Here is an 18,825-nt window from a genome sequence, read left to right as displayed (position 1 = left end):
TCAGAGGGAGGCGTCGGTGCCGGGGTCGGCGGCTCCCTCCCGCTCCGAACCGGCGGCGAGCCGGTCGAGGGCGGTCAGTGGCACCGGCAGCCAGTCCGGGCGGTGGCGGGCCTCGTACACGGCCTCGTACACGGCCTTGTCGGTCTCGTGGGCGCGCAGCAGCACCGGCGAGGTGCGGGGGTCGCGGCCGCTGACGTCGGCGTAGCCGGAGCAGTACGCCGCGCGGCAGGTGTCGGCCCACTCCGGGGACCAGGGGCGGTAGACGCGGGCGGCGTAGTCGAAGGAGCGGAGCATGCCCGCCACGTCGCGGGCGGTCGGCTGCGGCAGGCGGCGTTCGGCGAGCGGGCGCGCGGGCTCGCCCTCGAAGTCGATGAGGGACCAGGAGCCGGACGGCGCGCGCAGGCACTGGCCCAGATGCAGATCGCCGTGGACGCGCTGGGCCACGAGGCGGGTGTCGCCCTCGGCGGCGAGGTCGGCGAGCGCGTCGTAGGCGGTGTGCAGCGCGGGCGCGTACGGGCGCAGCGCGGGGACCGCCTGCGCCGCGGCGTCCAGGCGCTCCGCCATGCCCCGCGCGAGCAGCTCGACCTGCGCCCGCCCGAGCGTCACGGTGGGAAGCGCCGCGGCGAGGGCGGCGTGCACCTCGGCCGTGGCGCGGCCGAGCGCGCGGGCCTCGGCGCTGAAGTCGGCGCCCTTGGCGAGGAATTGGAGGGCCAGCTCCCAGCCGTCCGTCGCCCCGGCCACGTACGGCTGGAGGACCCCGAGGACCAGCGGCTCGTCCGCGCCGTCCGTGCCGTCGGCCGTCATCCACGCGACGGGCGGCGGCACCCGGCGGCAGCCCTGCGCGGCGAGGGCGAGCGGCAGCTCCAGGTCGGGGTTGACGCCGGGCACCACCCGCCGGAACAGCTTCAGGATGAACGTATCTCCGTACACGAGCGAGGAGTTGGACTGTTCCACGCCGAGCGCGCGGGGCACGAGGCCCGAGGGTATGTCGATGTCGTGAGCGTTCCCGGCGACGGCCGGGTCCTGGGAACCGGCGGCGCCCCCGTCCCCCCGGGCGCGCAGGAACCGCAGCACGCCGAGCCGTCCCGGCAGCCGCAGCCGCTCCAGGAGCAGCCCGGCCGTACGCGGGTCGTGCAGCGCCTCGTACACGGTGCGCCCGGCCAGCGCGCCGCCGGTCACATGGCCGATCAGGGCGGGCGCGAGCCGGGGCGGGAGTTCGGTGCGCACGCCGAGCAGCAATTGGTAGCAGTCGGAGGGCAGTTCGTGTTCGGCCGCCGGGGTGGCCCCCGGCAGTGACTGGCGTACGCGGACGAGCAGGTGCAGCAGCCCCTGCTCGGCGCCGGGCGGAAGCAGTTCCGTCGCCGCCACCAGGTCGAAGCCCGTGACCGGGCGGCCCTTGCCCGCGAACCAGCGCTGGCGCGGCAGCCAGCCGCGCAGCAGCGGATCGAGGGACGCGAGGAGCGCACCGGGGTCGGCACTGGGGCGGATGGCGGCTTCCGACATGATGTCCCGTCCTTTCCGCGGCGCGGACAAGTCAGGTACGGAGAAAGGTGCCGAGCGGGGACGTGCCGTGTACGAGTGCCCAGAGCGGGGTGGGTCACGCCGGGAGAGGCAGACTCACGCCGCCGTCACGGTGACCTTACGCCGAGTCGTCGCGCAGCCGGAACCAGTAGAACCCGTGCCCCGCGAGGGTCAGCAGGTACGGCAGTTCACCGATGGCCGGAAAGCGCACCCCGCCGATGAGTTCGACGGGATGGCGGCCGTTGAAGGCCTGCAGGTCGAGTTCGGTGGGCTGGGCGAAGCGGGAGAAGTTGTGCACGCACAGCACCAGGTCGTCGCCGTCCTCGCCGGTGGAGGGCGCCTCGCGCAGGAAGGCGAGCACCGCCGGGTTGGAGGAGGGCAGTTCGGTGTACGAGCCGAGGCCGAAGGCCGGGTTCTGCTTGCGGATCTCGATCATGCGGCGGGTCCAGTGGAGCAGCGAGGAGGGGCTGCTCATGGCTGCCTCGACGTTCGTGACCTGGTAGCCGTAGACCGGATCCATGATCGTGGGGAGGTAGAGCCGGCCCGGGTCGCAGGAGGAGAAGCCCGCGTTGCGGTCGGGCGTCCACTGCATGGGGGTGCGCACGGCGTCGCGGTCGCCGAGCCAGATGTTGTCGCCCATGCCGATCTCGTCGCCGTAGTACAGGATCGGTGATCCGGGCAGCGACAGGAGCAGGGCGGTGAAGAGTTCGATCTGGTTGCGGTCGTTGTCCAGGAGCGGGGCGAGGCGGCGGCGGATGCCGATGTTGGCGCGCATGCGCGGGTCCTTGGCGTACTCCGCGTACATGTAGTCGCGCTCCTCGTCGGTGACCATCTCCAGGGTCAGCTCGTCGTGGTTGCGCAGGAAGATGCCCCACTGGCAGCCGGAGGGGATGGCCGGGGTCTTGGCGAGGATCTCGGAGACCGGGTAGCGCGACTCGCGCCGCACCGCCATGAAGATGCGGGGCATGACGGGGAAGTGGAACGCCATGTGGCACTCGTCGCCGCCCTCGGCGAAGTCGCCGAAGTAGTCGACGACGTCCTCGGGCCACTGGTTGGCCTCGGCGAGCAGCACCGTGTCGGGGTAGTGCGCGTCGATCTCCGCGCGGACGCGCTTGAGCAGGTGGTGGGTGCGGGGCAGGTTCTCGCAGTTGGTGCCCTCCTCCGCGTACAGGTAGGGCACGGCGTCGAGGCGGAAGCCGTCGATGCCGAGGTCGAGCCAGAACCGCAGGGCCGAGATGATCTCTTCCTGGACGGCCGGGTTCTCGAAGTTGAGGTCCGGCTGGTGGGAGAAGAAGCGGTGCCAGTAGTACTGCTTGCGGACGGGGTCGAAGGTCCAGTTGGAAGCCTCGGTGTCGACGAAGATGATGCGGGCGTCCTGGTATTGCTTGTCGTCGTCCGCCCAGACGTAGTAGTCGCCGTAGGGGCCCTCGGGGTCGTTGCGGGACGCCTGGAACCACGGGTGCTGGTCGCTGGTGTGGTTCATGACGAAGTCGATGATCACGCGCATGCCGCGCTGGTGCGCGCTGTCCACGAACTCCACGAAGTCGGCGAGGTCGCCGAACTCGGGCAGGACGGCGGTGTAGTCGGAGACGTCGTAGCCGCCGTCGCGCAGCGGCGACTTGAAGAACGGCGGCAGCCACAGGCAGTCCACCCCCAGCCACTGCAGATAGTCCAGTTTGGCGGTGAGGCCCTTGAGGTCGCCGATGCCGTCGCCGTTGCTGTCCTGGAAGGAGCGGACGAGGACTTCGTAGAAGACGGCGCGTTTGAACCAGTCGGGGTCGCGGTCCTTGGGGGGCGTGTCCTCGAAGGTGTCCTGGACGGGCTCGTTGAAGATCATGTTGTGGGTGACCCTCCGATCTGCGGTGAGGACGGTCGCAGGACGAGCACGTGCGCGGGCGCCCGGGCCGGGTCGAGGCGCACGTAGTTGGTCCTGCCCCAGTGGTAGGTCTCGCCGGTGAGCTCGTCGCGCACCGGCACGGACTCGTGCCAGGGGAGCCCGAGTTGTGGCATGTTCAACGAGACGGTGGCTTCCTGGGTGTGGTGGGGGTCGAGGTTGACGACCACCAGAACCGTGTTCGAACCGTCGGTGCCCGACGCCGACTTGGAGTAGGCGATCATCGAGTCGTTGTCGACCTCGTGGAAGTGCAGGTCGCGGAGGGTGGCGAGGGCCGGGTTGGCGCGCCGGACCCGGTTCAGGGTGCGGATCAGGGGCGCGATGGTGGTGCCCGTGCGCTCGGCGGCCGCCCAGTCGCGCGGGCGCAGCTGGTACTTCTCCGAGTCCAGGTACTCCTCGCTGCCGGGGCGTGCCGGGGTGTTCTCGCACAGCTCGAAGCCGCTGTACATGCCCCACGTCGGCGAGAGCGTCGCGGCGAGCACCGCGCGCGCCGCGAACGCGGGCCGCCCGCCGTCCTGGAGGTAGGCGTGCAGGATGTCAGGGGTGTTGACGAAGAAGTTGGGCCGCAGAAAATGCGCGGTCTCACCCGCCAACTCCTTCAGATAGTCGGTGAGTTCCTGCTTCGAGTTGCGCCAGGTGAAGTACGTGTACGACTGGTGGAAGCCGATCGCCGCGAGGGTGCGCAGCATCGCGGGGCGGGTGAAGGCCTCCGCGAGGAACAGCACGTCCGGGTCGGTGCGGTGGATCTCGGCGAGCACCTCCTCCCAGAACACGACGGGTTTGGTGTGCGGGTTGTCGACGCGGAAGACCCGCACGCCGTGCCCCATCCAGAACCGCAGCAGCCGCACGGTCTCGGCCACCAGGCCCGGCAGGTCCCGGTCGAAGGCCAGCGGATAGATGTCCTGGTACTTCTTCGGCGGGTTCTCCGCGTACGCGATGGTGCCGTCCGCCCGGTGGGCGAACCAGTCGGGGTGCTTGTCCACCCACGGGTGGTCCGGCGAGCACTGGAGCGCGAAGTCCAGGGCCACCTCCATGCCGAGCCGTCCGGCCTCGCCCACGAACGCGTCGAAGTCCTCCAGGGTGCCGAGGTCCGGGTGGACGGCGTCGTGGCCGCCCTCCGGAGAGCCGATGGCCCAGGGCACGCCGACGTCGTGGGGTCCGGCCGAGAGGGAGTTGTTCGGGCCCTTGCGGAAGGTGCTGCCGATGGGGTGGATCGGCGGCAGGTAGACGACGTCGAAGCCCATGTCCGCGATGGCGGGCAGGCGCCCGGCGGCCGTGCGGAAGGTGCCGCTGACGGGCGGGGCGCCCTCGCGGACCACGGCGCCCTCCGAGCGCGGGAAGAACTCGTACCAGGCTCCGAAGAGCGCCCGCTCGCGGTCCACCCGGAGCGGGAACTCCTCGCTGGAGCTCAGCGGCTCGCGCAGTGGGTGCCGGGCGAGGACGGCGTCCACCTCGGGGGTGAGGGCGGCGGCGAGCCTGGCGGCGGGCCTGCGGGTGCGGTCGCGCAGGGCGGCTGCGGCGGTGCGGAGGATCTCGGCGGGGGCGGGGGGCGCGTCCGCGGCGGGGGCGGGCGTGGTGGCCGTGGTCGCGGTGGTGGCCGGGGGTGTGGGCAGCTCCGCGGCGGCGCGTTCGTACAGCCGGGCGCCCTCCTCCAGGACCAGCTCGGTGTCGATGCCCGCGGGTATCTTGATCCCCGCGTGGTGCCGCCAGGTCGTCACCGGATCGCCCCACGCCTCCACGGCGAAGGTCCACTCACCCTCCCGGTCGGGCGTGACCCGCGCGCCCCACCGGTCGGTGCCCGGCGCCAGCTCCCGCATCGGGGTCCAGGGTCCTGGGTGCCCCGAGGGGTCCCGCAGCACGACGTTGCCGCCCACCGCGTCGTGGCCTTCGCGGAAGAGGGTGGCGGTGACCTGGAACGTCTCGCCGACGACGGCTTTGGCGGGGGCGCGCCCGCCGTGCACGACCGGTGCCACGTCAAGGACGGGGATGCGTCCGGTGCGCGGTCGGACGGTGAACTCCCTTGAGGCCTTACGGGGTTGAGGCATGACCGCTCCTGTTCCGCGTTCGAGTGGGCGGAGATGAGTCGTGGAGGGGTTCCGCTGGTGCGCCCGCACCGGGCCCGGAGGCGTGTGCGAGCGCGTACCGGAGGAGCCTTCCCACGCTCCTCGGGTGGGCAATCCGGCGCTTTGTTAACTACTCGCGCGTAACGGCAGGCACAAGACCAGCCGCTCCACGGGCCCGCGCCCCGAGGCACGGAACCGGCCCCGCCCGGGTGGGCGGGGCCGGTTCCCTGACGGTGCGTCACCAGTGCCACCGGTTCGACATGGGCCGCCTACAGGCCGCTCACCTGGAGCAACCGGTTCGGCGACCCGGCGCCCGGGCCGGACACGCGGCCCTTCACGGAGCGCGCGACGAGCGCCTTGGCGACATCGGCGGGCCGCGCCGAGGGGTGTCCGGAGAGATACAGCGCGGCCGCGCCCGCGACGTGCGGCGCCGCCATCGACGTACCGGAGGAGACCGTGGAGGCGGTGTTGCTCCTGATCGACGCGGACCGGATCGCCACTCCGGGTGCGAACAGGTCCAGGCCCGCGCCCCGGTTGGAGAATCCGGCGCGGGCGTCGCGGCGGTCGGTGGCGCCGACCGTCAGGGCCTGCTTGACGCGGGCCGGCGAGGACCGGCTCACGGGCTCGTTCTCGTTGCCCGCCGCGACCGTGTACGTGACGCCCGAGGCTATGGACGTGCGCACAGCGGCGTCGAGTTGGGCGTTGGGCGGGCCGCCCAGGCTGAGGTTGGCCACCGCGGGCCCCCGCGCGTGCCGGGTCACCCAGTCGATGCCCGCGAGGACCTGGGCGAGGGTGCCGCTGCCCTCGTCGTCGAGCACCCGCACCGCCACGACCTTCGCCTTCTTCGCGACGCCGTACTTGGTGCCCGCGACCGTCGCGGCCACGTGCGTGCCGTGGCCGTTGCCGTCCTGCGCGACCCCGTCGTTCTGCACGAAGTCCCGCCCGGAGCGGGCCCGCCCGCCGAAGTCGCGGTGCGAGGTGCGCACGCCGGTGTCGATGACGTACACCGTGACGCCCGCGCCCGCACGCCGCGGCGCGGAGTACGACTTGTCGAGCGGCAGCCGCTTCTGGTCGATGCGGTCCAGGCCCCAGGACGGCGGGTTCTGCTGCCGGGCGCCCGTGCGCACGCGGGTGTCCGGGACGACGGACGCGACCGCCGGGTCGGCCGCCAGCCGGGCCGCCTGAGCGGTGTCCGCCCGCACGGCGAAGCCGTTGAGCGCCGCGCTGTACGTGCGGTCGATGTTCGCCCCGTACCGCTCGGCGAGGTCACGGCCCGCGTCGGACGCGGCAGCCGTGCCCGGCGCGAGCGTCACGACGTAGCCCTGCCGGGCAGCCCCCCGGCCGGTGGGCGTGTCGGGTCCCGAGGGCGCGCCGTGCGCGGTGTTCGGGACGATCGAGAGCGCTGCCGCCGTGACGGCGGCCGCCAGAACTCCCTTGATGCGTAGGTGTCTTGCCCGTGGTGCGGCCATGACTGGATTCCCTCCCCTGGGTCCGACGACAGATCCCGCCGGGGTGCGCGCGCGTCCGCGGGCACGGTGGTTCGGCGGCGCCGTCCCCCGCAGCGTCTCGTGCCCGCAGAAGGCGCGACAAGGCCGCACCAGGGGGTGGAACGGGTGTTAATGGCACGAAGCATGATCAAAGCGCCCCACATCCAAGCTTGAGCTTGGGTTCCTACGAGCAATTGCGAGGATTGACTTGGGGTTTGGGGATTCGGGAAGATCACGTCAGGGCCCTGGGCGGCAACCCGCTCCGGCCCCCCGCCGCAGTCCGGACTCCGGCGGGGGAGCGGGCGGGTGCCGACCCGACCCGGGCCCACCGACCCGACCGCCCCCCCGGGGCCGAAGCGGTGGCAGGGTCTCGGCAGGCGTCCGCAACCGCGTTGACAGCACGCGGCAGCGCCGTCTCTAATGAGTGGGTGCCGCGTGGCACCGGCCGAAGAGCAGTGGGCGGGCCGGTGACCGGGCGAGCACCCGCACCAAGGGACATGACCTTGTGTACTGATCACTTCACCTCGCCGCGCGTCGGCACGACGTCCTCGACGTGACCGTGCCCGCGCTCCGGGCCCTTCGAGCCTGAGCGCGCTCCGCGCACCCCCCTCTTTCCTTGCTTTCCCTCGCTTTCCCTCGCTTTCCCCTGCTCTCCCTTGCGTTCCCTCGTTTCCCTTCTCCCTTCCCGCTTCCTTTTCGCGGTCTCGTCGCCGCGCACACACCCGTCTGGAGAACCCCTTCCACATGCCCACGCCCACCAGCACGCCCACACCCGCGCCGCAGGCCCCCCGGGAGATCCACACCCTCGCCGACAAGCTCCTCGAAGTGCACGACTGGCTGCGCGACCAGCTGGTCCAGCTGCGCGCCGAGGCCGCGGCCCACTTCGCCGAGCGCGCCGCCCACCAGGGCCCCGGCCGCCCGCCCGCGCCCGGCATCGGCCTGCAGATCAGGCAGCGCTGCCTGGAGTTCTGCGACGCGCTGACCTTCCACCACACCAGCGAGGACGACCACGTCCTCCCCGGCGTCGCCGCGCACCACCCACAGCTCAGGCCCGCCCTCGACCGCCTCGGCGAGGAGCACCGCGCCATCGCCCGGCTCAAGGAGAACTTGGTCGGGCTGCTCGCCGACCTCGCCGCGGCCGAGCCCGCCCGGTTCCTCGCCGAGTTCGACCGGCTCGCCGCGGACCTGACGGAACATCTGGACTACGAGGAGACCTGGCTGGTTCCGGTGCTCGCCGAGGTACCGTTCCCGCCGGTAGCTCCCGCACCTGAGGAAGGACAGCAGTGACCACAGAGCAAAGAGCCGTGCGCGTCAAGGACTTCGACCACCTCGTCCTGAACGTCGGGGACGTCGAGCGCGCCCTGGACTTCTACTGCGGCACCCTCGGCCTGGAACCCGTCCGGGTCGAGGAGTGGCGCGCCGGGAAGGTCCCCTTCCCCTCGGCGCGGGTCAGCGCGGTGACCATCATCGACCTGGTCTCCGGCGAGCGCGGTGAGTCCAACGTCGACCACATCTGCCTGGTCGTGGAGCCCCTGGACTGGCAGGAGGTCATCGACTCCGGCACCTTCACCGTCACCGAGGGCCCGGTCGGCCGGTTCGGCGCCCGGGGCGACGCCCAGTCGATCTACGTGAAGGACCCGGACGGCAACTCCGTCGAACTGCGCTGGTACCCCGAGGACCGGTGAGCGAGCGGGCTCACAGGACCCGGCCCGAGACGATCGGCCCCTTGCCGGACTCGGCGAACACCGTGCCGCCCAGGAACAGGGGCGTGTACAGCGTCTTGGGTTCCGGGCCCGTGGCGGAGTAGGGGATCGACCAGGTGGTGACCCGCTCCGCGTCGCCGTCGAGCGGAACGCCGCGGACGTCGTGCGAGTTCGCGACGAACACCCGGTCCTTCGCCAGGGCGAGCGCGGTGGCGTCACCGCCCGCGGGCAGGTCCCAGAGCCTCTTCCCCGACCGCCAGGCGTAGCCCGTCAGGCGGTTGGGGGTCCGCGGGCGCGGGGAATGGGCGATGACCAGGACGTCGGCGGACCCCACGACCGGCGGGGCGAGCGGCTTGCCCGCCCCGATGGTCCGGCGCACGGCGAGCGTGTCCCCGTCGAGGACCCGCACCCCGCCCTCCGTCCGGGACCAGCACACCACCGCGTCGCGATGGCCGAGGAGGCTGTCGCAGCGCGGCTCGGTGACCCGGGCGGTCCGGTCGCCGTCCTCGGCGGACAGCGCGACCACACCGCCGTTCTCCAGGGCGGTGTAGAGCACGCCGTCCCGGACGAGCGGTGTGCCCTGGGGCTTGCCCTCGATCGTGGTCCGCCAGAGCTGGTCGCCCGTCACGGCGTTCCTGGCCCGCACGGTGGAGGTGTACGGGTCCGGAGCGCCGTCGAGGTTGAACTCGACCGTGTACACCACCCCTTGGGCGTGCGTCATCGCGATCAGGCCCGCGTACCGGGGCGTCCTGTGCCGCCAGACCACCTCGCCCCGCTGCACGCCGAGCGCGCTGACGCCCCGCTCGCCGGGGACGTAGACCCGCTCGGCGTCGGCCTCGGGAGGGACCTCCTGGGTGCCGCTCGGCGCGCCGGGAAAGCCGCGCGTCGACCAGCGGTCGGCACCCGTGGCCGCGTCCAGGGCCCGCGCGGCACCGCGCCCGTCCCGGCACACGAGGGTGCCCCCGGCCAGGACGCAGCCCTTCCCCATGCCGTCCATGCCGCGGGACCGCTCGCGGGACCAGAACCGCCAGTCGTCCGGGCGCTCGGCACGGTCGGCCGCCGACGGGCCGAACTCGCCGGAGTGGTCCTGGTTCCCGTACGCGGTGACCACCCGGTCGGCCGCGACCCGAGGGGCGCTCGGCGCCTTCCTCGACGGGTCGTCGCCGGGGCTGTCCCGCAGCGCGTCCGGCAGCGTCACGGCGGCCACCGCGAGCCCGGCCGTGGTGAGCGCCGCCGCGAGGACCCACAGCCGCCGACGGCCGCGCGGGGGCGTGGCCGCCGCCGGTTGAGGGTCCGGTGCCGGGGCCCCGCCGAGCGTGGGGGACGGCTCGGCCCGCAGCCGGGGGCCCGCGCCGCCCGCCGTGGTCGCGGCGTCGGCGAAACCGCCCTGGTCGTGGGCGCGTTCGCTGCTCGCCACGGCCTCCCGGTACTCGGCGAAGAGCGACAGGACGTCGGCGGGCCAGGGGAAGGAGGAACTGGGTGAAGAAGGCGATGAAGAAGGCGATGAAGAAGGCGATGAAGGAGGCGATGAAGGAGGCGATGACGAAGGCGACGGGGGAGGTGGCGGGGGAGGCGACGAAGAAGGCGGTGGGGAAGGCGACGGGGAAGGTGACGGGACAGGCGACGGGCTCGGGGGTGTGCCGGTCCCGGGTTCTGACAGGGCGGTGGCCAGGGCTTCCGGGGTGGGGCGGTTCTCCGGGGCCGGGTCCAGGCACGCGGCGAGGGTGCCGCGCAGCTCGGGCGGTACGCCGGTGAGGTCGGCTTCGCCCCGCACGATGCGGAAGACGACGGCGGCCGCCTCCGGGTCGTCGAAGGGGCCCCGTCCCGTCGCCGCGTGGCACAGGACCGCGCCGAGCGAGAACACGTCCGATGCGGGGACCACCGCGTGCGAGCCCTCGATCTGCTCCGGCGCGAGGAAGCCCGGTGTGCCCACCAGGACGCCCGTCATCGTCAGCGCCGTCGCCTCGAAGGCCTGGGCGATGCCGAAGTCGATCAGGCGCGGCCCCTCCGGCGCGAGCAGGACGTTGCCCGGCTTCAGGTCCCGGTGCAGCACCCGGGCCCCGTGCACGGTCGTGAGCGCGCGGGCCAGCGCGGCACCCAGCGCGCGCACCGCGGGCACGGGCAGCGGACCGCAGCGCTCGACCACGTCGGCCAGGGACGGACCCGCTATGTACTCCGTGGCGAGCCAGGGGCGTTCGGCGTCCGCGTCGGCGTCCACGAGGGCCGCGGTGAACGGGCCCGTGACGGCGCGGGCCGCGGCGATCTCCCGCCGGAAGCGCGCCCGGAACGCGTCGTCGAGGTCCAGGTCCTGCCGCACCACCTTCACCGCGACCAGCGCGGGCGCGCCCCGTTCCGCCGCCCGTCCCGGCCGCCCGCCCCGGCCGAGCTGGCCGTCCCGGCGGGCCAGGAACACCTCGCCCATGCCGCCCGCGCCGATCCTGGCGAGCAGGGTGTGCGGGCCGATGCGGCGGGGGGTGCCCGGGGGGAGGGGGGCGAGCATGGGGCTCCTCGGGTCGGCGGGGCGTTGAAGGGCGAAGGGGCGAGGGCGGGTGACAGGTGAGGGGCGGCGGAGGGAGAGGGCCCGCTAGGGAATGGCCACCGACGAGATCCTGCCCTCGTCGTACACGATGTGCGCGACCCCGCCGAGGGCCAGGACGGTCGGCGGGCGCAGCGTCTCGGAGATGACCGTGCCGGCCGCGTTCGGCGGCGGCTCGGGGCGGTCGCCGGGCGCGCCCGGCACCGGGAGGCGGGTGGCCTTGCCGCCGCCGTCGCCGAGCGGAAGCGCGTACAGCGCCTCGTTGCCGGCGTAGACGACGCGCTTGCCGAGGATGAGCGGCGCCGACGGCGGGACGTTGCCCTTCGGCGTCCGCTCGGCGTACAGGGACTTCCCCGTGCGCACGTCGTGCACCAGGACCCGGCCCGCGTCCTTGACCACCGCGACGGCGTCGTCCGCGGCGGACACGAAGGGCGCGGGGCCGTCGCCCTGCGGCGACGGGTACGGCAGCTTGCCCTCCATCCTCTTGAGGGTGCGCGGCGCCAGGCGCAGCATCGCCGTGCGCGCCGCGCCGCCGCTCTCGTCGTCGGCGGCGCACAGCACCGCCTTCGCGGTCGCGAGCACCACGCCGCACGTGTCCGTGGACTGGCCGAGGAGGTCACCGGTCTTCGCGTCGTACGCGGCCAGGCCCTCCTTCTGGTCGGCGTAGACGACCCCGTCGCGCAGGGCCCGCACCGTGTACCGGTTGAGGTCCGCCTTGGCCCGCGGGGCCTCCCCGAGCGGCTTCTCCCAGAGGGGGCGGCCCGTGGCGGCGTCGTACGCGTGCAGGGACGGCGCCGGATCGTCCTCCTGGACGTACGGCACCTCCGCGCCGACCACCACCACGTCGTCGTCGAGGAGCGCGCCCTTGCTGAACACGCGCCGCCCGTCCGGGGGTTCGGCCTTCCACAGCACCTTGCCCGTGGTGGAGTCGCGCAGGTGCAGGACGCCGTCGCGGGCGATGGCCGCCTTGCCGCCCCTGACGCCCGGTTCGAGCCGGTCGCCGGGCATGAAGAAGGACCCGCTCGGCCCGTAGTACGCCTCGTCGAGGCCGCTCTCCGGATCGACCTTCCCGGACGTCCACAGGCGCTTGCCGTCGCTGGTCCGCACGGCCTCGTACGTGCCGTTCGTGAGCAGGCACACGAGGGCGCGGGTGTCGGCGGAGCAGCCCATCGGCGCGTGGCTGAGCCTGCCGCGCCAGGGCTTCCAGTCCTGGGGGCGCTGGGTCGCGATCTGCGGCACCACACCCGAGGCGTCCGCCGTGCCGCCGCCGCTCACCTCGGCCCGCGCGATCAGCTTCCTGACGGCCGCGGGGTCCTTCGGACCGGGCTCCACCCAGCCGGACCCCGCGCCGCCGCCGGGCCGCCCGGCGCTCCCGCTCCCGCCACCGCTCCCGCCCGCGTCCGACGTCCCCGGGCCCCACACCGCGAGCACCCCGCCGAGCGCCGCCGCCACCACGCCGACGGCGACGACACCGAGGACGGCACGGCGGCGACGCCGGGAGCGGGGGGCGGGTGCGCCGTCCCCCGGTACGGGTGGCGCGGAGCCGCTCATCGTCGGCAGCTGGTGGGCGCCGCCGGGACCGCGCCCCGACCCGGCCGCCCCCTGCCCGGCACCGCCCTGCCCCGGCGCCGTCGCGGGCCCGTCCTGCGCCGTCGCCGGATGCCCCGCCCCGGCCGCCGCGTCCGGCCACACCGGCACCGGCAGCAACGGCCGCCCCGCAGCGCACAGTTGCTCCACGTCCCGCCGCGCCTCGGATATCCGGGCGTGGACGGGCTCGGGCCACTCGGGCGCGGTGGCCGCCTCCCGGAGGGCGCCGAAGCGCTCGACGAGGTCGGCGGGCGCGGGCCGTTCGTCGGGGTCGCGCACGAGGCAGGCCGCGAGCACCGACCGCAGCTCGCCGGGCATGCCGGAGAGGTCGGTCTCGGCCTGCGAGACCCGGTACAGGACGGCCGCCACCGGACCGTCCCCGAACGGGTCGCGCCCGGTCACCGCGTAGGTGAGCACGGACGCGAGGCAGAAGACGTCGGAGGCGGCCACCACGTGTCTGCCGCCCGCCACGTGCTCGGGCGACATGAATCCGGGCGTGCCCACGAGCAGCCCCGTCGACGTCATCGTGGACGCCGCCTGCACCCGGGCCACACCGAAGTCGATCACCTTGGGCCCGTCGACGGCGAGCAGGACGTTCGCGGGCTTGAGGTCGCGGTGCAGTGCTCCCGCCCCGTGCACCGCGGCCAGGGCCCGGGCCATGCCCTCGCCGAGGGAGGCGACGGCGCCCGCGGGCAGCGGTCCGTGGCCGCGCACGGCCTCGGCGAGGGTGGGGCCGACGACGTACTCCGTGGCCAGCCACGGCTGTTCGGCGTCGGTGTCGCTGCCGACCAGGCGCGCCACGTACGGGTCGCTGATCGCGGCGGCCACCTCGGCCTCCCGCCGGAAGCGGCGCCGGAACACCGCGTCCGTCGCCAGCTCGTTGCGGATGGCCTTGACGGCGACCAGGTCCCCGGGCCCGTACGCGGACACCTCCAGGGGCCGCGCCAGGAACACCTCGCCCATGCCGCCCGCGCCGAGCCGCGCCAGCGTCTCGTACGGACCGATCCGGCGTGGTGACGACTCCCGCAGCTGGCCGATCATCCGCCCCGTACCCCCTGTGACCGCGTGAACTCTCGTGACCGGGGGTCACGTTATCCCCACTCCGACCCCCTCGGCGCGGCAGGTCCACGACAAAATGGGGCGCCTCGGGCGCCCGTGCGCCGTGGCTGCCGGGCCCCCGCGCCGCTACCTTCGATACGCCGAAAACGTCACGTACGCCTTTCCGACAGAGGTGCCCCGTGAAAGCCATCCGTCGATTCACCGTACGTCCCGTCCTGCCCGCCCCGCTCGGCCCGCTCGCCGAGCTCGCCCGCAATCTGCGCTGGTCCTGGCACCCAGCGACCCGCGACCTGTTCCGCGACGTCGACCCGGCCCTGTGGGAGGCCGCGGGCGGCGACCCCGTGCGGCTGCTCGGCTCGGTGCCGTCCGCGCGCCTCACCGCGCTCGCCACCGACGACAGCTTCCTGCGGCGCCTCGGCGAGGCCGCCGACGACCTGCGCGACTACATCACCGGGGAGCGCTGGTACCAGCAGCGACAGCGCGAGACCGGCGGCGAACTGCCCGGCGCCATCGCCTACTTCTCACCCGAGTTCGGCGTCACCGCCGCCCTGCCGCAGTACTCCGGCGGCCTCGGCATCCTCGCCGGCGACCACCTGAAGGCCGCGAGCGACCTCGGCGTCCCGCTGATCGGCGTCGGACTGCTCTACCGCCACGGCTACTTCCGGCAGTCCCTCACCCGTGACGGCTGGCAGCAGGAGCACTACCCCGTGCTCGACCCCAACGAGCTGCCCCTCACCCTGCTCCGCGACCCCGACGGCACCCCCGCGGTGATACGGCTCGCCCTGCCCGGCGGCCGCGACCTGCGGGCGCACGTCTGGCAGGCCCGGGTCGGCCGCGTACCGCTGCTCCTGCTCGACTCCGACGTCGAGGAGAACGACCCCGCCGCCCGCGAGGTGACCGACCGGCTCTACGGCGGCGGCAGCGAGCACCGCCTCCTCCAGGAGATGCTGCTCGGCATCGGCGGCGTCCGGGCCGTCCGCGCCTACTGCGGGATCACCGGGCACACCGGACCCGAGGTCTTCCACACCAACGAGGGCCACGCCGGATTCCTCGGCCTGGAGCGCGTCCACGAACACGTCGCCGACGGACTCGGCTTCGACGCGGCCCTGGAGGCCGTGCGCGGCGGCACCGTCTTCACCACCCACACCCCCGTGCCCGCGGGCATCGACCGCTTCGACCGCGAACTGGTCGCCCACCACTTCGGCCCCGACGCCGAACTGCCCCGCATCGACGTCGAGTTCATTCTGCGCCTCGGCATGGAGACCTACCCCGGCGGCGAGCCCAACCTCTTCAACATGGCCGTCATGGGCCTGCGCCTCGGCCGCCACGCCAACGGCGTCTCCACCCTGCACGGCAAGGTCAGCCGGGAGATGTTCCAGGGCCTGTGGCCCGGCTTCGACGCCGAGGAGGTGCCCATCACCTCCGTCACCAACGGCGTGCACGCCCCGACCTGGGCGGCCCCCGAGGTGATCCGGCTCGGCGCCCGCCAGATCGGCAGGGACCGCACCGACCAGGCCCTGTCCGTCGGCGGCTCCGAACGCTGGGACGCCGTCGCCGACATCCAGGACGGCGACATCTGGCTGCTGCGCCGCGAACTGCGCGCCCAGCTCGTCGACGAGGTCCGGCGGCGCCTGCACCTCTCCTGGCGCCAGCGCGGCGCCGCCACCGCCGAGCTCGGCTGGATCGACGAGGTCCTCGACCCCGACGTCCTCACCATCGGCTTCGCCCGCCGCGTCCCCTCGTACAAACGCCTGACCCTGATGCTGCGCGACCGCGACCGCCTGATGGAGCTCCTGTGCCACCCCGAACGGCCCGTGCAGATCGTCGTCGCGGGCAAGGCGCACCCCGCCGACGACGGCGGCAAGCGGCTCATCCAGGACCTGGTGCGCTTCACCGACGACCCGCGCGTGCGCCACCGCATCGTGTTCCTGCCCGACTACGGCATGGCGATGGCGCAGAAGCTGTACGCGGGCTGCGACGTCTGGCTCAACAACCCGCTGCGCCCCCTGGAGGCCTGCGGCACCTCCGGCATGAAGGCCGCACTCAACGGCTGCCTCAACCTGTCCGTCCTCGACGGCTGGTGGGACGAGTGGTTCGAGCCCGACTTCGGCTGGGCCATCCCCACCGCCGACGGCACCGCCACCGACGACCACCGCCGCGACGACCTGGAGGCCGCCGCGCTCTACGACCTCCTGGAGCGCCGCATCGCCCCCCGCTTCTACGAGCACGGCCCCGGCGGCCTGCCCGACCGCTGGATCGAGATGGTCCGCAGGACCCTCACCCGGCTCGGCCCGAAGGTGCTCGCGGGCCGCATGGTGCGCGAGTACGTGGAGCGTCTGTACGCCCCCGCCGCCCGCGCCCACCGCGTGCTCACGCCGGACGCCGCCGCTTCGCTCGCCGCCTGGAAGTCCCGCGTCCGCGCCGCCTGGCCCGGCGTGGCCTTCGATCACGTGGAGGTCTCCGCCGTCGGCGCCACCGCCGAACTGGGCGCCACGCTCTCCCTGCGCGCCCGCGTCCACCTCGGCGACCTCACCCCCGACGACGTCGAGGTCCAGGCCATCGCGGGCCGCGTCGACCCCGAGGACCACATCACCGACGCGACCCCGGTCCCCCTGAAGCCCGCGAGCGGCCCCGACCCCGAGGGCCGCCTCCTCTACGAGGGCCCTCTGTCCTTGGACCGCACGGGCCCGTTCGGCTACACGGTCCGAGTCCTGCCGACTCATCGGCTGCTGGCGGACGGCGCGGAAATGGGCTTGGTGGCGGTGCCGATGGAGGGGACGGGGGAGGGAGCGGGCGTCCTGATGCGGTGACTGCGGGTGCGGGCCGACGAGGCGCCCCTGCAAAGGGCGCGGGGCTGGTCGATTCGCGGCCCCGCCGCGTGGGCGCGCCAAGCCACAGCGGACCCGCAGGGAAGAACGACGTGGTGCGGGCGGCACCCGGGGGGACATCTCCCCCGGGTGCCGCCCGGCTCTACAGGCCCAGGGGCCGGCTCACTTGACGTTCACGCCGGTCCAGGCCGCCTCCACGGCCTTCACCTCGGCGGACCCGGCCCCGTACAGGTCACCCGCGGCCTTGACCGTGTCCTCGCGCGCCTGCGCGTAATCCGTCGTCGTGGTGAAGTACGTGGTGAGCGCCTTGAACCAGATCTTCTCGGCCTTCTCACGCCCGATGCCCTCGACCTTGGAGCCGTCCTTGGTCGGGCTGTCGTACTTGACCCCGTTGATCTCCTTCGCGCCGCTGCCCTCGCTCAGCAGGTAGAAGAAGTGGTTGGCGATGCCGGACGAGTAGTGCACGTCGACGTTGCCGGCGTTGGAGTCCCAGTAGTCCAGGGAGTTGCCGTCCTTGGAGGGCTTGTCCATGTAGCGCAGCGGAGTGCCGTCGCCGTTGATGTCGATCTTCTCGCCGACCAGGTAGTCGCCCTGGTCCTGGGCGTTGTTCGCCTTGAACTCGACGGCGGCGGCGAAGATGTCGCTGGTCGCCTCGTTCAGGCCGCCGGACTCGCCGCTGTACTGCATGTTGCCGGTCGCCGAGGTGACGCCGTGGGTCATCTCGTGCGCGGCCACGTCGATGGACGTGAGCGGCTTGGCGTTGCCCTCGCCGTCGCCGTACGTCATGCAGAAGCAGGAGTCCTGCCAGAAGGCGTTGACGTAGTTGTTGCCGTAGTGCACGCGGGACGTGGCGCCCTTGCCGTCGCCCTTGATGCCGCTGCGGCCGTGCACGTCCTTGTAGTAGTCCCAGGTGAGACCGGCGCCGTAGGCGGCGTCGACGGCCGCGGTCTGGGTGTCGGCCGGCTTGCCGGTGCCCCAGGTGTCGTCCGCGTCGGTGTACAGCTTGCCGCCGCTGGAGCCGTGGTTCAGGTCGAGCGTCTTGTGGCCGCCGCGCCCGCCGTCGGTCAGCGTGAAGCCGCTGCCCGACTTGGTGGAGCCGACCTCGACGTCACCGCTGTACTGGCTGTGGCCCTTGCCGTTCTCGACGGCCTGGTACTGGAACAGCTTCTTGCCGGTGGCCGCGTCCGTGATGACGTGCAGCTCGCTCGGAGTGCCGTCCTTCTGCGTGCCCGTGACGACCGTCTCGAAGGCCAGGGCCGGCTTGCCCTCGGCCGCCCAGACGACCTTGCGCGGCGCTTCCGCGTCCGCCTTCTTCGTCTCGCCGGTCTTCGCCGCCGTCGACTCCGCGGCCTTCGCGACCGCCTTCGGCGCGAGCTTCGCGCTGGTCGACTTGACCTTCACAGTGGCCTTGGTGGCCTTGCTGACGCCCGTGACCGCGCCGCTCCTGGCCGTGTGCACGACCAGGTCGCCGCCGAGGACGGGGAGCCCGGCGTAGGTGCGCTCGTAGCGGGTGTGCGTCGTGCCGTCGCGGTCCTTGACGACGTCGCGGACGACCAGCTTCTCCTTGGCGCCGAGGCCGATCTTCTCGGCGGTGGCCGCGGTCTTCGTCTCCGCGTCCTTGATGAGGCCCGTGCGGACGGAGGCGGAGAGCTGCATGGGGGAGGCGGCGGGGGCGTCGGCCTCGGTGGCGCCGACGTCCGGCTGTGCGGAGGCGCCGGTGGTCAGTCCGGCGGTGAGCAGCGCTCCGGCTGCGACTGCTGTGGCGATGACCAGGGTGGAACGCTTCCTCGATATGTGGGGGGTCACGCAAGCTCCTTGTGTGGGGGAGCCCGGGTGGCATGGGGGACCACCCGGGCCGAAAAGTGCTGTGCGGGATGTAACTGGTGTGCCGTGCGGGGGAAGCGTGCCATTTGGGGCAGGTGCATGTCAGGGCCTTGATTGAATGTTGGCCAAAAGAAGTTCGTTGGCCGAAGGTCAAGGTCCGCAATGCGAACAGCGGGTGAAGGGAGGGGTCCGCCCCGGGCAGTTGGCGGGAAAGCGTTGCCCGGGGCGGCTCAGTCTCACGACCGCTGTGGTGTGGCTACCGCCTCGTGAGGTGTCGGGTCGTGTTGTGGCCGTGGCCTCGTGAGGTGTCGGGTCGTGCTGTG

Annotated in this window: 10 protein-coding genes; 3 read left to right on the top strand and 7 right to left on the bottom strand. The window is 73.2% G+C overall.

Annotation, left to right across the window (positions count from 1 at the left end):
- From QUY26_RS11335 to QUY26_RS11320, 4 genes are all read right to left on the bottom strand, one after another.
- Positions 1 to 1,503 (bottom strand): maltokinase N-terminal cap-like domain-containing protein, encoded by a 1,503-nt coding sequence (locus QUY26_RS11335; protein ID WP_289945592.1) that lies wholly within the window; start codon positions 1,501 to 1,503, stop codon positions 1 to 3.
- Between the two features lie 136 nt (positions 1,504 to 1,639).
- Entirely contained in the window at positions 1,640 to 3,358 is a 1,719-nt protein-coding gene (gene treS / locus QUY26_RS11330) for a maltose alpha-D-glucosyltransferase (RefSeq protein ID WP_289945590.1), read from the bottom strand.
- Positions 3,355 to 5,460 (bottom strand): alpha-1,4-glucan--maltose-1-phosphate maltosyltransferase, encoded by a 2,106-nt coding sequence (locus QUY26_RS11325; protein ID WP_289945583.1) that lies wholly within the window; start codon positions 5,458 to 5,460, stop codon positions 3,355 to 3,357. The genes treS and QUY26_RS11325 overlap by 4 nt, the downstream gene beginning before the upstream one ends.
- Before the next feature lie 287 nt (positions 5,461 to 5,747).
- Positions 5,748 to 6,947: a S8 family peptidase gene (locus tag QUY26_RS11320; protein WP_289945581.1), complete on the bottom strand. Its 1,200-nt coding sequence runs from the start codon at positions 6,945 to 6,947 to the stop codon at positions 5,748 to 5,750.
- 762 nt (positions 6,948 to 7,709) lie between these two features.
- Here QUY26_RS11320 and QUY26_RS11315 point away from each other — a divergent pair.
- Both QUY26_RS11315 and QUY26_RS11310 read left to right on the top strand, forming a co-directional pair.
- Positions 7,710 to 8,252, top strand: coding sequence for a hemerythrin domain-containing protein (locus QUY26_RS11315; protein ID WP_289945579.1), 543 nt, complete (start codon positions 7,710 to 7,712; stop codon positions 8,250 to 8,252).
- A gap of 17 nt (positions 8,253 to 8,269) precedes the next feature.
- Complete coding sequence (locus tag QUY26_RS11310) at positions 8,270 to 8,650, top strand: VOC family protein (RefSeq protein WP_289955653.1); 381 nt, start codon at positions 8,270 to 8,272, stop codon at positions 8,648 to 8,650.
- Between the two features lie 10 nt (positions 8,651 to 8,660).
- Here QUY26_RS11310 and QUY26_RS11305 read toward each other — a convergent pair whose 3' ends face one another.
- Both QUY26_RS11305 and QUY26_RS11300 read right to left on the bottom strand, forming a co-directional pair.
- Positions 8,661 to 11,168 (bottom strand): protein kinase domain-containing protein, encoded by a 2,508-nt coding sequence (locus QUY26_RS11305; RefSeq protein ID WP_289945577.1) that lies wholly within the window; start codon positions 11,166 to 11,168, stop codon positions 8,661 to 8,663.
- Between the two features lie 84 nt (positions 11,169 to 11,252).
- Positions 11,253 to 13,832 (bottom strand): protein kinase domain-containing protein, encoded by a 2,580-nt coding sequence (locus QUY26_RS11300; RefSeq protein ID WP_289945576.1) that lies wholly within the window; start codon positions 13,830 to 13,832, stop codon positions 11,253 to 11,255.
- 197 nt (positions 13,833 to 14,029) lie between these two features.
- Between QUY26_RS11300 and glgP the strand changes: the two genes are divergently transcribed.
- Positions 14,030 to 16,660 (top strand): alpha-glucan family phosphorylase, encoded by a 2,631-nt coding sequence (gene glgP / locus QUY26_RS11295; protein ID WP_289945575.1) that lies wholly within the window; start codon positions 14,030 to 14,032, stop codon positions 16,658 to 16,660.
- Between the two features lie 180 nt (positions 16,661 to 16,840).
- On the opposite strand, the gene QUY26_RS11290 is transcribed toward glgP, so the two are convergent.
- The gene (locus QUY26_RS11290) at positions 16,841 to 18,484 is read right to left on the bottom strand and encodes a M4 family metallopeptidase (protein ID WP_289945574.1); all 1,644 of its coding nucleotides are present in this window, start codon (positions 18,482 to 18,484) and stop codon (positions 16,841 to 16,843) included.
- Positions 18,485 to 18,825: the final 341 nt, after the last annotated feature.

The organism is Streptomyces flavofungini (genome assembly GCF_030388665.1).
Classification (GTDB): Bacteria; Actinomycetota; Actinomycetes; order Streptomycetales; family Streptomycetaceae; genus Streptomyces; species Streptomyces flavofungini_A.
This window is presented reverse-complemented; position numbering and strand designations above follow the sequence as displayed.

Bases quoted from the DNA above. Each gene is read 5' to 3' on its own strand.
- treS (WP_289945590.1), bottom strand. From the start codon at position 3,358: ATGATCTTCAACGAGCCCGTCCAGGACACCTTCGAGGACACGCCCCCC.
- QUY26_RS11315 (WP_289945579.1), top strand. From the start codon at position 7,710: ATGCCCACGCCCACCAGCACGCCCACACCCGCGCCGCAGGCCCCCCGG.
- QUY26_RS11320 (WP_289945581.1), bottom strand. From the start codon at position 6,947: ATGGCCGCACCACGGGCAAGACACCTACGCATCAAGGGAGTTCTGGCG.
- QUY26_RS11300 (WP_289945576.1), bottom strand. From the start codon at position 13,832: ATGATCGGCCAGCTGCGGGAGTCGTCACCACGCCGGATCGGTCCGTAC.
- QUY26_RS11305 (WP_289945577.1), bottom strand. From the start codon at position 11,168: ATGCTCGCCCCCCTCCCCCCGGGCACCCCCCGCCGCATCGGCCCGCAC.
- QUY26_RS11325 (WP_289945583.1), bottom strand. From the start codon at position 5,460: ATGCCTCAACCCCGTAAGGCCTCAAGGGAGTTCACCGTCCGACCGCGC.
- QUY26_RS11335 (WP_289945592.1), bottom strand. From the start codon at position 1,503: ATGTCGGAAGCCGCCATCCGCCCCAGTGCCGACCCCGGTGCGCTCCTC.